Source organism: Luteibacter sp. 1214, from assembly GCF_031455395.1.
GTDB lineage: Bacteria > Pseudomonadota > Gammaproteobacteria > Xanthomonadales > Rhodanobacteraceae > Luteibacter > Luteibacter mycovicinus.
This window is the reverse complement of record NZ_JAVDSQ010000005.1, coordinates 64,140-76,902: the sequence shown is the minus strand read 5'-3', so window position 1 is coordinate 76,902 and position 12,763 is coordinate 64,140. Positions and strand designations below refer to the sequence as shown.

General features: G+C 63.5%; 16 protein-coding genes and 1 tRNA gene. 9 read left to right on the top strand and 8 right to left on the bottom strand.

Going from position 1 to position 12,763, the window contains the following annotated elements; translation table 11 throughout:
• Window positions 1-8 precede the first annotated feature (8 nt).
• On the top strand, window positions 9-1,523 hold the full coding sequence (locus J2X57_RS12980; protein ID WP_309867685.1) for a porin: 1,515 nt from the start codon (window positions 9-11) through the stop codon (window positions 1,521-1,523).
• Here J2X57_RS12980 and J2X57_RS12975 read toward each other — a convergent pair.
• Window positions 1,508-2,215 carry a class I SAM-dependent methyltransferase gene (locus tag J2X57_RS12975; RefSeq protein ID WP_309867682.1) on the bottom strand — a complete coding sequence of 236 codons (708 nt, stop codon included), beginning with the start codon at window positions 2,213-2,215 and terminating at the stop codon, window positions 1,508-1,510. The two genes, J2X57_RS12980 and J2X57_RS12975, sit on opposite strands and share 16 nt — an antisense overlap.
• A gap of 158 nt (window positions 2,216-2,373) precedes the next feature.
• Between J2X57_RS12975 and J2X57_RS12970 the strand changes: the two genes are divergently transcribed.
• Window positions 2,374-2,616, top strand: a complete 243-nt coding sequence (locus tag J2X57_RS12970; RefSeq protein ID WP_036112106.1) for a hypothetical protein — start codon at window positions 2,374-2,376, stop codon at window positions 2,614-2,616.
• Between the two features lie 136 nt (window positions 2,617-2,752).
• Entirely contained in the window at window positions 2,753-3,628 is an 876-nt protein-coding gene (locus J2X57_RS12965; RefSeq protein WP_156108702.1) for a hypothetical protein, read from the top strand.
• A 128-nt stretch (window positions 3,629-3,756) separates the two neighbouring features.
• Here the strand turns inward: J2X57_RS12965 and J2X57_RS12960 are convergent, their stop codons facing one another.
• The 3 genes from J2X57_RS12960 to J2X57_RS12950 form a co-directional block, all read right to left on the bottom strand.
• Entirely contained in the window at window positions 3,757-3,972 is a 216-nt protein-coding gene (locus J2X57_RS12960) for a hypothetical protein (RefSeq protein ID WP_309867675.1), read from the bottom strand.
• Entirely contained in the window at window positions 3,969-4,148 is a 180-nt protein-coding gene (locus J2X57_RS12955) for a DUF3606 domain-containing protein (protein ID WP_036112099.1), read from the bottom strand. The genes J2X57_RS12960 and J2X57_RS12955 overlap by 4 nt, the downstream gene beginning before the upstream one ends.
• 73 nt (window positions 4,149-4,221) lie before the next feature.
• Window positions 4,222-4,470 (bottom strand): hypothetical protein, encoded by a 249-nt coding sequence (locus J2X57_RS12950; protein WP_139382678.1) that lies wholly within the window; start codon window positions 4,468-4,470, stop codon window positions 4,222-4,224.
• Window positions 4,471-4,661: 191 nt separating this feature from the next.
• Between J2X57_RS12950 and J2X57_RS12945 the strand changes: the two genes are divergently transcribed.
• The 3 genes from J2X57_RS12945 to J2X57_RS12935 are packed head-to-tail and all read left to right on the top strand — an operon-like array spanning window position 4,662 to window position 7,556.
• Window positions 4,662-5,333, top strand: a complete 672-nt coding sequence (locus J2X57_RS12945) for a hypothetical protein (protein WP_309867667.1) — start codon at window positions 4,662-4,664, stop codon at window positions 5,331-5,333.
• Between the two features lie 58 nt (window positions 5,334-5,391).
• Window positions 5,392-6,930, top strand: coding sequence for an FAD-dependent oxidoreductase (locus J2X57_RS12940; RefSeq protein ID WP_309867664.1), 1,539 nt, complete (start codon window positions 5,392-5,394; stop codon window positions 6,928-6,930).
• Window positions 6,927-7,556: a TetR/AcrR family transcriptional regulator gene (locus J2X57_RS12935; RefSeq protein WP_309867661.1), complete on the top strand. Its 630-nt coding sequence runs from the start codon at window positions 6,927-6,929 to the stop codon at window positions 7,554-7,556. The genes J2X57_RS12940 and J2X57_RS12935 overlap by 4 nt, the downstream gene beginning before the upstream one ends.
• A gap of 56 nt (window positions 7,557-7,612) precedes the next feature.
• Here J2X57_RS12935 and J2X57_RS12930 read toward each other — a convergent pair.
• Window positions 7,613-7,702 (bottom strand) — tRNA-Ser (locus J2X57_RS12930).
• Between the two features lie 146 nt (window positions 7,703-7,848).
• Here J2X57_RS12930 and J2X57_RS12925 point away from each other — a divergent pair.
• A complete protein-coding gene (locus J2X57_RS12925; RefSeq protein ID WP_079521024.1) occupies window positions 7,849-8,556 on the top strand; it encodes a protein phosphatase 2C domain-containing protein in 708 nt (235 codons plus the stop codon).
• An 85-nt stretch (window positions 8,557-8,641) separates the two neighbouring features.
• On the opposite strand, the gene dnaQ is transcribed toward J2X57_RS12925, so the two are convergent.
• The 3 genes from dnaQ to J2X57_RS12910 are packed head-to-tail and all read right to left on the bottom strand — an operon-like array spanning window position 8,642 to window position 10,529.
• Window positions 8,642-9,364, bottom strand: coding sequence for a DNA polymerase III subunit epsilon (gene dnaQ / locus J2X57_RS12920; RefSeq protein ID WP_036112072.1), 723 nt, complete (start codon window positions 9,362-9,364; stop codon window positions 8,642-8,644).
• Window positions 9,361-9,810 (bottom strand): ribonuclease HI, encoded by a 450-nt coding sequence (rnhA, locus tag J2X57_RS12915; RefSeq protein WP_090352504.1) that lies wholly within the window; start codon window positions 9,808-9,810, stop codon window positions 9,361-9,363. Before rnhA ends, dnaQ begins: the two co-directional genes overlap by 4 nt.
• A 26-nt stretch (window positions 9,811-9,836) precedes the next feature.
• Complete coding sequence (locus J2X57_RS12910; RefSeq protein WP_036112069.1) at window positions 9,837-10,529, bottom strand: methyltransferase domain-containing protein; 693 nt, start codon at window positions 10,527-10,529, stop codon at window positions 9,837-9,839.
• Window positions 10,530-10,670: 141 nt separating this feature from the next.
• On the opposite strand from J2X57_RS12910, the gene gloB reads away from it, so the two are divergent.
• Window positions 10,671-11,432, top strand: a complete 762-nt coding sequence (gloB, locus tag J2X57_RS12905) for a hydroxyacylglutathione hydrolase (RefSeq protein WP_036112065.1) — start codon at window positions 10,671-10,673, stop codon at window positions 11,430-11,432.
• A gap of 2 nt (window positions 11,433-11,434) precedes the next feature.
• Window positions 11,435-12,718: a transglycosylase SLT domain-containing protein gene (locus J2X57_RS12900; RefSeq protein ID WP_309867655.1), complete on the top strand. Its 1,284-nt coding sequence runs from the start codon at window positions 11,435-11,437 to the stop codon at window positions 12,716-12,718.
• Window positions 12,719-12,763: the final 45 nt, after the last annotated feature.

Sequence of the window (12,763 nt, the reverse complement as noted above, 5' to 3'; positions counted from 1 at the left end):
CGCATGCCATGAAGACAAGCCAGTCCCGCCTCTATCCGGCGATCGCCGCCGTACTCTTTGCCAGCGGCATGCCCGCGCCGTCGATGGCCGCCGACAAGGTGACCAACGCCGAATTGTTGAAACTGATCAGGCAGCAGGCCGCGCAGATCGATGCGTTGAAGCAGCGCCTTGCCGTGGTGGAAGGCCAGACGCATGCTCCCGCCGTGGCCTCCGCCGGTGTCGGTACTCCCGTCACGCCCACCAACACACAGCCACCTGCCAGCGAGAACGACCGCCGTCAGGCGCAGGTCGACGCGGCCATCGCCGATACGCGCGAGAGCGAGATCGCCGTCGCCATGGCGCGCGGTGGCGCAACGAAATCCTCCGGTGGCAGCACGCGCTGGGGCCTCGGCGGCGAAGCCGGCCCGCTGTTCCGCAGCGACGATGGCTTCTTCACCTTCAAGCCCGACGGTCGCCTCCTGATCGACTTCACCCGTACCAGCGGATCGAATTACGACACACGCAACATCAACGGGGCGCAGATCACCAGCGCGCGCCTCGGCGGCGAAGGCACCGTCGGCGCACTCGGTTACCACGTCGAAGCGGACTTCGCCGATAACGTCGTCGCCCTGCGCCAGACCTACCTCACGTACACCGCGAAGCTGTTCGGCAACACGACGAAGTTCTATCTCGGCAACTTCCTCAAGGATCTCGGCACCGAAGGCTCGTCCGAATCGGCGCGCGTGCCCTTCATGCTGCGCAACGCCGCGACCGCGGTGGGCCAGCCCGTCGTCAGCTACTTCGGCATGGGCGCACAGATGCGGATGTACGGCAACAACTGGCATTACAGCCTGTCGATCAACGGCAACGCCCCGAACAGTTCCACGTCGGGCACGCGCACCGACTCGACCACGTACCTCACCCGCGCGCACTGGAATCCGTGGAAGACCGAAAACGGCTTCCTGCATGTGGGTGGCTGGTACTACTACGAGAAGATCAGCGACGGCGTCACCAGCATCAACAACACGCCGGCCATCGCGCTCGACTACAATGACAACCTCGCGGTATCGGCCAGCTCCATCGCCAATCCCACGCAGGATCGTGGCAAGGGCTATGAACTGGGCGGGGTACTGCGCAACTTCTGGCTGATGACCGAGTACGGCAAGCGAACCATCGATTCGAGCACCGCCGACTCGGTCACGCGGCACGGGTCCAGTTTCGCCGCCGGCTGGATGATTACCGGCGAAGCGCCAGGGTTCTCCAGCCGTTCGGGCAGCTGGAAAGCGGTGAAGGTGAACAACCCGGTGACGTCGGGCGGCTGGGGTGCCTTCGAGCTCGCCGGGCGTGTCGACCATTACGACTACGCGGACGCACCGCGCGGCGGTATCGGCAAGAGCTATACGCTCGGCGTGAACTGGTACCTCAACGACTGGTCGCGGCTGATGCTCAACTATGTCCACTGGAATACGGATAACCAGGTGGGCAGTTTTACCGGGCCTGACGCCGGTAATTCGGTGGCGGTGCGGGCTCAGGTCGTCTTCTGAGCCGGCACCTGTTGCAGGACGGGCCGGAAAGATCGCGGCGCCGAGGCTACGAACAGCGCCACGCAGCCGACGACGGTGATGTCGACCTTGTCGAAACGCTCCGTGAGTTCGGCCCGCAGATCATCCAGGCTGTCCGTCGCGTTACCGAAGATACCCTTGCGGTTATAGAACGCCATCAGCCGCACGGCCGCACCGCTACGCACCACACCTTCCGCCAGGATGGTCGCACCGAAGATCACGCCACCCGGAGCGAGCAACGGCAGCATGTGGTCGAAAACACGGGCCTTCCCGGGCATGTTGCCCGGCAGGCAGTGCAGCAGATAGGTCAGGCCGATGGACGCGAACGGCTCGCCTACCGGTCGCACCGGCTGCAACACGTCGGCCACGTGGCTCTCGGGCGCGTAGCGCTCCACCCGCTTCGCCGCCGAGCGCAGGGCATTGCGGTTGAGGTCCATCAGCGCCAGCCGCGGCGCGGCCGGGAAGCGGCAATGATCCAGGTACCACCCCGTGCCGACACCTACATCCAGATGGTTAGAACTTACGTAACTGTCGTAGATCCCGAGGATCCGTGAGGTCGGACAGCGCCACACGGCGGGGTTGGAGATACGCAGGACGAGCGTGTCGTAAATGGCCAGGGTCAACGGGGAATAGACGGACTGGCTGTCGTAATCCTTGTCTTCTTGCAATGTCATGGGCGGGTTCCGGGCGCGGATGGGTGCGATGTGAGGGGATCGATACCGCAATCCGTGCGCAGGGTAGCGGAACGTCGGCGCCACCTCTTTCACAATTGCACCCTAAAGCCTGGCCGACCCACGCCGATCCACTAACAAACACGCTGAGCCGACCAACCATGCCCGTCCAGCACGCCCGCCACACCAATCTGACTGCCGTCCTCGCCCAGCTCGAACGCGAGGGTATCGTTGGCTATGCCGAACAGGCCGAGCACCTCGGCAACGTCACCGAGCACCGTCTCGCCTCGATGCACCAGGGCGGCACCATCGATGTGCTGTTCTCCCAGCATGTCGAGTGGGTGCTGCACCGACGAAAAGGCTGGATGGACGAACTGCATGAGGACGATCCGCTAGAGGCGTGAGCGGAATCCGTCTCGTCGATCTAGTGCCGCTGACTGAGCCACCTCGCCTGATCGACCGTATCGACGACCTCGCGAAATCCTGCGACGTTTGTTAGCCTCGCCGGCCCATCGAAAGATCGTCCCCATAGTGAACTCCGTGAAAAAAAGACTTATCCCGTTGCTCCTCGTTGCCCTTCTCGCCGGTTGCGGCGACCGCAGCGCCAGCTACTCCATCGACAACCCGACGGATAAGCCGCTATCGCTGACCATCGACGGTAAGGCATACGAGGTCCCCGCGAATGACGCCGAGAGCGTGTCGCTCAGCGCGGGAGAACACACCATGAAAGGGGACGTCGTCGGCGACATCCGGTTCATCTCGTACTATCGCGGTCGGGGCGGCATCATCAACCCGACGCTGAGTGACTATGTGATTTATCGCCAGAGCTTCGAGAAGGTGAATACCAAGTCGCCTGGCTACCAGGGCAAGCTCGACACCATCGTACTCGACGGCGTGACGTTCGAAGGCACCATGAAGCAGTCGAACGCTCTTTTCATCGACAAGGACTGGACGTATGGCGTGGACGAAGAGCTTCCCGACAGTGTGACCGAGCACGACAACGGTCTGAATAACACGGTGCATAACAAGGTCTTTCGTGCGAAGGACTTCATCGCATTCTTCGAAAAGAATGCGGACGCGAAAGGCTACTTCGAAGCGAATCGTCCGAAGAACCCGTCGCCTGTCGTTCACAAGCTGACCGTCCTCTCCCCGACTCTGCCGCCGATCGACGATCCGGCTCTGGAGAAGCTGGCGGAACCGCTGCGCGAAAACTACGCGAAGTATCTGAAGGCCAAAGATGCGTCAGACCAGGAAGCCCTGCAGAAAGAAAATTTCACGCTGAGCATGGCGTTCTCCAGAGGCGCGATGGCGATCAACGACAAGACGCGCCTCTCGCCGGAGTCGTCCAGTCAGATCGATGCGTTTCAGCGTGCTATCGGCGAGGCATATGGGTCGACGGCGCTGGTCGAGCCGTAAGCGCCATCACAGCAAACGTGCCGGACACAGGAGAGTGTCCGGCCTTTGCGCTGATCGCTTCCAGTGCGAGTGCAACGCGCTGGCAAACCGGGTAAACGCTAAAAAACAACTTGCGGTTGGCTGTAGGGCTAGGCCTTGTACGTTTCCCAGCAGCCATCCTGGCGCTCGACCTTGACCACTACCGTGCCACCGGCGCGCTCGACCATCCGCGCGTAAGTGCCGGCAAGCTCGATCGCTTCACGTTCGGAGCGGACCTCGTCGACCGGACGATGATCCGAGCGGACACGCCATGGGCCTCGCGCCGTCGACGGCGGCGAGATGTAGATCAGCACTTCTTCCGTCATGCCTTGCCCAATGCCTTCCGGACATCGTCCGTCATGATGCCGACGCGCTTCACTGTCTCCCGAAGCTTGTCTTCCGACACGCCGAGAATCCGGGTCCAGTATTCGACCTCGTAATCCTCATGGACATTAATGCGCTGCGCATCGCCGGGGCCGCGCTTGCTGGTGTCGTCGCTCATAGCCTGCGCCTCGTTGAAGGTGGCCAAACGTGGCAGACGAAACGTCGAGCGTTTGTGGATCTGGCGCGAAAGTTCAGCGGATGAAGGCAAGGAGATCGGTCGCTTCCTCTTCCGTCAGCGCTTCGGCCTCGACGTCGAAAAGCAGGGATTTTCCGGTTGTTTCGTTGTTGAGACGGCTGCAGCCAAACGTGCGCAGGTCGCCTGACAGGACGTCGCCCGGCGAAATAAGGCCTTCTTCCAGCGTACCTACGGTAAACCCCGCGATTCGCTCGATGAGTGCGACACGAAGCTCGTGGTGGTACCAGGCAACCATACCTCGCATGTGCGACCCTCCCTTCAGACGTGATACTGCTCTGTTGGGACGGCGATTGTGTGAAGGGGCGTGGTGCCACCCACGACTCTCGGTAGGTTTCCACCCCTTTCGCTTCGTCCAGGACGGTACCGGCGCCCTCGCCAGCGGATGCGGAGATACAATCCCCCGGCATTTCAGATGGTGGAATACACGGAGGTACGATGAGCGACACGACCGAGTTTCGCGTTACTTACGATGGCCCGGCTCTCGAAAACCATGAGATGGATCCGCGCGAACTCGCGCCGGCACTTCTTGCCATGGCGGACCTGCTGGATGCCTCGGCCAAGGTTCTCTATGGCGACAAGGCCAAGGTGACCGTCAACGTCAAAGGTTCGTTCAAGACGGGCAGCTTCAACGTCGACTTCGTAACAGGCGTCAAGTGGCTGCAGTCGGTTCGCGACATCTTCGCGGGCTCCGAGGCAACCGCCATCGCGAATGCTTCGGCGATTCTTGGCGCACTGGGCGTGCTCGGAAAGACGGGGCTCATTCCATTGCTGAAATGGCTGCGAGCCAGGCCAATCACTCGAGTTGAACTGACCGATCCTGCGGGCCGGGAGCGCCCGCGGGCTCGCATCTATGTCGGGAACGATTTCTACGACACCGAGGGCGCGACCGTGGATCTGTTGAGAGATGTCGGCGTGCGAAAAGCCATGGAGCGGGTACTCGCCCCGCTCGAAACATCGGGCATCGACGTTGTCGCGCTCGGCCAGGGATCGTCGGTAAATATCACCGTGGACGCGGGTGACCTCCTATCCTTCGTTTCGCCTGTCGCTGAGAATCTTCGCCACCCGCCCGGCAGCGAAGCTCGGCGGTCTGCCCGGCTCTGGGCTTGACGCCACCTCCATTCCTGCCAAAATGACCTGAAAGTCATTAACTCGGTCGAGGTGTGCCATGTCGGACGTTCTTATCGTTGGTGCAGGCCCCACTGGCCTGGCGCATGCACTCTGGCTGACGGCCCAGGGTGTGAAGGTCCGAATTATCGACCGAACAAGCGGGCCAGGGACCACGTCCCGGGCCATGGCCGTGCAGGCCCGGACACTGGAGCTCTACCGGCAGCTGGATCTCAGCGACGAAGTGGTTGCCGCGGGTTTCCAGAACCGGGCCATGAATATCTGGGCGCGCGGAAAGCGTCGCGCCCGGGTTGCATTGCAAGACATCGACAGCGGTCTGTCCCCCTACCCCTACATCCTCGTCTATCCCCAGGACCTCCACGAAAAGACGCTGGTGGCCAAGCTCGCCTCCCTCGGCGTGAACGTCGAACGGGAGACTGAGCTGGTCGACTTTCAGGACAAGGGAGACCACGTCGAAGCGCGTCTTCGTAGCGCAGACGGTACGGAGAAAACGGCATCGGCCATGTATCTGTCAGCCTGCGACGGGGCAAGCTCCACCGTCCGCAAACAGCTCGGCATAGGTTTCGAGGGGGGCACGTACCGGCAGGTCTTTTATGTTGCCGACGTCGAGCTGTCAGGCCTCGAACACATGGGCGAGGCGCATATCGCGCTCAACGGATCGGACTTCGTTGCGGTGCTCTCCTACAGCGATGACGGGAAGGCGCGGCTCATTGGAACCGTTCAGGACGAGCGCGCACGGCACCCGGAAAGCCTGACCTTCGAAGATGTCGGGCAAGAGGCCATCGCGAGCGTCGGTATCAAGGTCGAGAAGGTCAACTGGTTTTCTCATTACCGCGTACATCACCGTGTTGCCGACCGTTTCCGCGAAGGCCGCGTGTTTCTGATGGGCGACGCGGGTCACGTCCATAGCCCGGCGGGTGGACAGGGCATGAATACCGGAATTCTCGATGCCATCAACCTCGCCTGGAAACTCGCCGAGGTCATCCACGGCCGGGCGCCGGACGCGCTGCTCGACACGTATGCCGACGAGCGGCAGGCCTTTGCACGCGAGCTGGTCAAGACCACCGACCGAGTCTTCAGCCTGATCACGGCGGATGGTGGGCTTGCCGACATCATGCGCAGCTACGGCGTGCCGTTAATTGCCAGTGCTGTGTACAAGGTCGGCCCTGCACGCGAACTCCTGTTCAAGATGGTGTCGCAGACGGCCCTGACCTACAAAGACAGCACACTAAGCGAGGGGACGGCAGGAGACGTCGACGCCGGCGAGCGCCTCCCCTGGGTCAGCATCGATGGACGCGATAATTTCGAATCCTTGGCCAGGATTGGATGGCAGGTGCACGTGTACGGCACCGCGAAGGAAGACCTCAAAGCATGGTGTGGCGAGCGCGGGGTCGTGCTACGGGAATTCACCTGGACATCCGCGTATGAAAAAGCGGGTCTCCGGCAGGACGCGCTCTATCTGCTCCGTCCCGACACCTGGGTCGCCTTCGCCGACCCCACAGGCTCGGTCGAAACGCTGGACTCCTACTTCGCTTCGCGTTCTTATCGTCCAGGAGTAACCGACAGGCAGGATTTGTGACAGAACAGGAACCTAAATGGAGCCGGCGCAAAGACGCCCGCCCACAGGAAATCATCGAAGCCGCTATTGATGAGTTCGTGGCCAAGGGTTACGCCAATGCAAAGCTGGCCGACATAGCCAGACGAGCCGGTGTGGTGAAAGGGACGATTTACCGATATTTCGAAACGAAAGCGGATGTCTTCCGGGCGGTCGCCCGGCATCTCGTGACGGAGCACCTCAGCACCATCGAAAACGCGTCAAGTAGCGCGGACAACGACGTCACCACCGTCCTGCCAATGATCCTCTCGCAGGTCGCCGACAGGATGAGCGATCCGCGCGTTCCCGGTATCGTGCGCATGGTTCTGGTCGAGGGCCGGACGTTTCCCGACCTTGCGGCGGTTTGGCATGACGAGGTCATTGGCAAGGTCGCAGCGTTTTTGACGGCAAACATCCAGCGGGGCCAGTCGACCGGAAGCATCCGGGAAGGAGATCCTGCGCTGATGCTCTTTTCCATCATGGGCCCGATGCTGCTCGGCGTCCTGTTCAGGGATACGTTTCCGGACAGTCCCTTAGCCCCCGATCTCAACGCGCTGGCCGCTCAGCACGCTGACTTGCTGAGGCACGGTATGGGTCAAGGGCGGACGTGAACGAAAAACGCCCAGTGATCTTTCGGATCACTGGGCGCTAACGGTTTTACTGTGCTTGGCGGAGAGGGAGGGATTCGAACCCTCGGTACGCTTACACGTACGCCTGATTTCGAGTCAGGTACATTCGACCACTCTGCCACCTCTCCGTGAACGGTCGACGGCAGGGCTTTCGCTCTGCCGGGCCCGCAATGATAGTGGCTCTTCCCCGCCGTGACAACAGCCTTTTCATGCGGCATCCTGCCTGAGAAACCCGGGCCCCCAAGGCCCCCTCCTCCGCTTTCCCAAGGCCCACATGATCGAGTTTGGACACGGCACCCATACGGGACTGCGCCGCACGCGCAACGAGGACACCTATTACGCCGATGCCGGCCTGGGGTTGTTCCTGGTCGTGGATGGCATGGGCGGTCATCAGCATGGCGAGGTGGCGTCGGCCACGGCGCGTGATGGCGTGGTCGCTCAGGTGACGGCCGGTCAGTCGCTGGTCGACGCGATCCAGCGGGTGAATGAGGCGCTGATCGCTCGCTCCAGCGGGCTGTCGGAGTCGCGGCCGATGGGGACGACCATCGCCGCGATCAGGATCGTCGGGCGGTCCTATGAGGCCGCCTGGGTCGGCGACAGCCGGATCTATCGCTGGCAGCACGGCTCGCTGGAGCGCCTCTCGCATGACCATTCCATCGTCGAAGCGCTGGTCGAGGCGGGCGAGCTGACCGAGGCGCAGGCGCGGACACATCCGCAGCGCAGCGTGCTGACGCAGGCGCTGGGAATTACGGCGCCGGAGCAGTTGCATATCGGACTGGCTCGCGGCGAGCTTTCGTCGGGGGCGCGGTTGCTGCTGTGTACCGACGGCCTGACTGACGAAGTCGTCGACGCGCGGATCGGAGAGATCGTCGGGCGGACGGATATCGCGGCTCAGGAGGCTGTGGATCACCTGATTCTCGAGGCGCTGGGTGGGACGGGGCGGGACAATGTGACGGCTATTTTGTTGCGGGCTGCTGGGTAGAGCTCGCACCTTGGGCGCTGAGGGGGCGGGCTTGTCGCGCGCGGGGCGCGCTCCTACCCAGCGCGCCTGACGTGGCTTGACTGGTTTAGTGGATCGTTTCGGACTCGAGTTTGCGCCAGACGCTTTGGCCGCCGGCGGCTTTGTCGAGCGCGTCGAGGCGGCTGGTGTGCAGCTCGAGTTCTTCGGCGGTGGCGCGGCGGACGACCGGGCGGCGGGTGATCACGATGTCGCCGAGGACGTTGGTGCGGCCGTGATCGGCGGAGGCATCGAAGGCGAGATCGAGCACGACCTGGCCGGAGGTCATCGCGACGTAGACGTCGGCGAGCAGCTGGGCATCGAGCAGGCCGCCGTGGACATCGCGCCGCGAATTGTCGACGCCGAGGCGCTTACACAGCGCATCGAGGCTGTTGCGCTGCCCCGGATACATGGTGCGTGCCATGGTCAGCGTATCGAGCACGCTGGCGTAGTCAGTGGTGCTGCCGTAATTCGGCCCGAGGCGCTTCAGCTCCGCGTCGATGAATCCGACGTCGAACACCGCGTTGTGGATGATCAGTTCCGCGCCGCGGATGAATTCCAGAAACTCATCCACCTTGTCGCGGAAGAGCGGCTGGTCGACGAGGTCTTCGTCCTTGATGCCCGTGACCTTGCTCGCCTCTTCGTCGATCTTCCGCTCAGGGTTGAGATACGTATGGAAGTTGCGACCGGTCGGGCGGCGGCCGATCATCTCGACCGCACCGATTTCCACCAGGCGGTGACCGAGGTGGGCTTCGAGGCCGGTGGTTTCCGTATCGAGAACGACCTGCCTCATGCGACCTTCCCTTCCTTGTAGAGAATGGCCTGATCGCGGGCGGCGACGTCGACGCGCTCGTTTTCCACATGGCCGTTATGCCCCTTCACCCATTCCCAGGTGACGTTGTGCGCGGCGGCGGCGGCGTCCAGACGAATCCAGAGATCCTGGTTTTTCACCGGCTTCTTGTCGGCGGTTTTCCAGCCGTTGCGGCGCCACTTCGGCACCCACTCCTGTACGCCCTGCATGACGTACTTGGAGTCCGTCATCAGGTGCACGTTGCAGCGACGGGTCAGCGCTTCGAAAGCGGCGATCGCGCCCATCATTTCCATGCGGTTGTTGGTGGTGTCGCGCTCGCCGCCGGAAAGCATCTTCTCGATGCCCTTGGCGCGCAGCAGCGCGGCCCAGCCACCCGGGCCGGGATTACCCAGGCAGGCGCCATCGGTGAAGGCTTCAACTCTGTCGATGTCGGTCACGGTATCGGTCATGGAACTCAGCTTATGGATTCACGGGCGTTGCGACGCGCGCCGGAGGCGAGCGTGCCAGGCATCGGTGCGGGCACCGCCGCCATGCGGGGGCGCAAGGGTACAGCCGACGGCCGCTTTTTGCGCGCCACCAGAAAATATCCGCCACCGACGAACGAGCCGTGCGCGGGGGCGCCGCCAGCACGCGGCCAGGCGCTGCCGAGGCGGCGTGGCATCGACAGCTCGAACTCGTCGCGTACCAGACGCTGGCTCCACCACCACGGCCAGGTGAGGCGCGGCCTCGGGCCGCGGCTCTGCCGGGCCACCCATGGCGACCACAGTCCCAGCGGATGGATGCCGGTGATCGCCAGCATGCCGCCCGGGGCGAGGACGCGGATCGCTTCGTCGAGCAGGTTGTCCTGCCGGGCGGTGGTCTCGAGGGCATGGCGCAGCAGCACCACCCCGAATGCCTCGTCGGCGAACGGGAGGGCCTCCAGGCCGCTCGCGCGGATGTCCCCACCCAGTTCCGCCCCGGCGACCCGCACGGTCGCCCAGTGGCCCAGCAGGGGGATCGCGGGCGGCTCGGCCTTCGCCGAGGTCGTCAGGTGCAGCCCGTGGTCGCCCGTGCAGCGCGCCAGCAGGGGCGCCAGCACGCGCGCTTCGTCGGCCAGCAGCTTGCGGACCTGCGGCGTCGCGTAGATGTCGGGGGCGAATGGAGCCATGGGTATCGAGTGTAGTGGGGTTGTTCGAGGCTCGCACCGGTTAACAAATGGCTAACGAGCGGGATATACCCGGCTGATATATTCCGGCCTCCCCGCCCGACAGTCCATCGCCCGGGCGGCCATTTTCTGGGAGTTCGCCCGATGCATTGGGTTCCCGTCGCGGCTCTGAGCGACAACTACATCTGGCTGGTCGCCGATGACGAGGGCAACGCCTTCGTCGTGGATCCCGGTGAAGCCGCCCCCGTCGAAGCCGCGCTGAAAGAGCGAGGCTGGACGCTGACGGCCATCCTGCTGACCCACCACCATAACGATCACATCGGCGGCGTATCGGACCTCGTGCGCAATCACGACGTGGACGTGTACGCCACGGCGGATCCTCGCATCCAGCCGAAGAACCACTTCGTGGAAGACGGCGACACCATCACTCTGGATGCGCCGAAGGCGACCTTCAAGGTCATCGCCGTGCCGGGACACACCAGCTCGCACGTGGCGTATTTCGGTGAGGGCTTTCTGTTCTGTGGCGACACCCTCTTCAGCGTCGGCTGCGGCCGACTGTTCGAAGGCACGCCGGAACAGATGCTCGCGTCGCTGGACAAGTTCGCCGATCTGCCGCCGGAGACCCTGGTCTGCTGCGCGCATGAGTACACCGCGTCCAATATTCGTTTCGCCCTCACGGTGGAACCGGACAACACACCCTTGCGCCTCCGTCGTGACGAGGTAGCGCGCCTGCGCGAGGAGGGCCGGCCAAGTGTGCCGAGCCGCCTCGCCGACGAGTACGCCACCAATCCCTTCCTGCGCGTGGACAGCGAGGCCGTCGCCCGCTGGTCCGAAGCGCAAGGTGGGGCCCACGCCACACGGATAGAGCGGTTCGCCGCTCTGAGACGTGCCAAGGACAGCTTCTGAGCATGAATTCCCTACGCCGGCGCCTGCTACCTTCGCTCATGCCCTTGTTCCTCACGGCATGCGCATCGACCATGACGCCGCGTGTGCCGACCACGCCACTGGCGGCGGCACCGCAGACGGCGCCGGTGAACGACGTGACGATGTCGCCGAAGCTGATGCGCCCCGCCCCGCCCGCCGACTTCTGGGGCAGCATGCGCGACAGCTTCGCCATGCCCGGCTGTGAAGCGGATCCGCAGGTGATGGCCTGGGCTCGCACGTATACGAAAATGCCCAACCGCTTCGAGCAGCAGGTCAACGAAGTGCTGCCGCTGATCGTATACGCGCACAAGTCGGCGATGCAGCACAGCGTGGCCGGCGAGTTCGCGCTGCTGCCCTGGGTCGAGAGCCAGTATCGCCACGTGCCCGGCGCGAAGAACCGCCCGGCTGGCATGTGGCAGATCATGCCGCAGACGGCGCATACGCTGGGCCTGCGCGTGGACAAGAATTACGACGAGCGACTGGACATCACCAAGTCCACCGAGTCGGTGATGTCGATGATGCGCCGCTACTACGACGACCTGGGCGACTGGCGTCTCGTGGATGTCGCTTACAACGCCGGCGAGTTCGGTCTGAAGAGGACCATCGACAAGCACGGCGGCCCGAGCGATGACGACGGTATCCCCGACGTCCCGATGAAGGCGAACACGCGCGAGCATCTGGTCAAGCTGATGGCGATCGCGTGCATCGTGCGTGACCCGGCGCGCTTCAACGTGCAGTTGCCCAGGCAGGACAACCAGGACAGCTTGCAGGTCGTCCATGTATCGAACCCGCAATCCCTCGCGCAGGCGGCGAAGCAGTCGGGTCTGTCGATGGGCGATCTGCGCGACTTCAATCCGGCGTTCCGCACGACGAAGGCTACGGTGTCGTCGTCGCTGCTGCTGCCGAAATCGGCGGCGGATCAGTACAAGCTAGGCCCGGTGGATCCGGTGGCCGATGTGCCGGACCCGACAGCGGATGACGCGGACGTGGCTGCGGCGGATGCGCCGGCGAAAAGCTCACGCAAGGGCAAGGCGGCGAAGGTGTCGAAAGCGGCTACGGCGAAGGCTTCGAAGAACACGAAGACGAAGGCTACGTCCGATGCGCCCGTAAAGAACGATGTCGTGATCCACAAGGTGGATAACGGGGAGTCGCTCTGGACGATCGCACGCCGTCATCAGGTCAGCGTCGACCAGCTGATGAAGTGGAACGGGCTGCAGACGCAGGCCGTGAAGCCGGGCCAGGTGTTGCGGCTTACGGCTTCCAAATAAACCGGACGGAGAGCGGACCTCGGACAAGCCCGAGGTCCCGGCCAG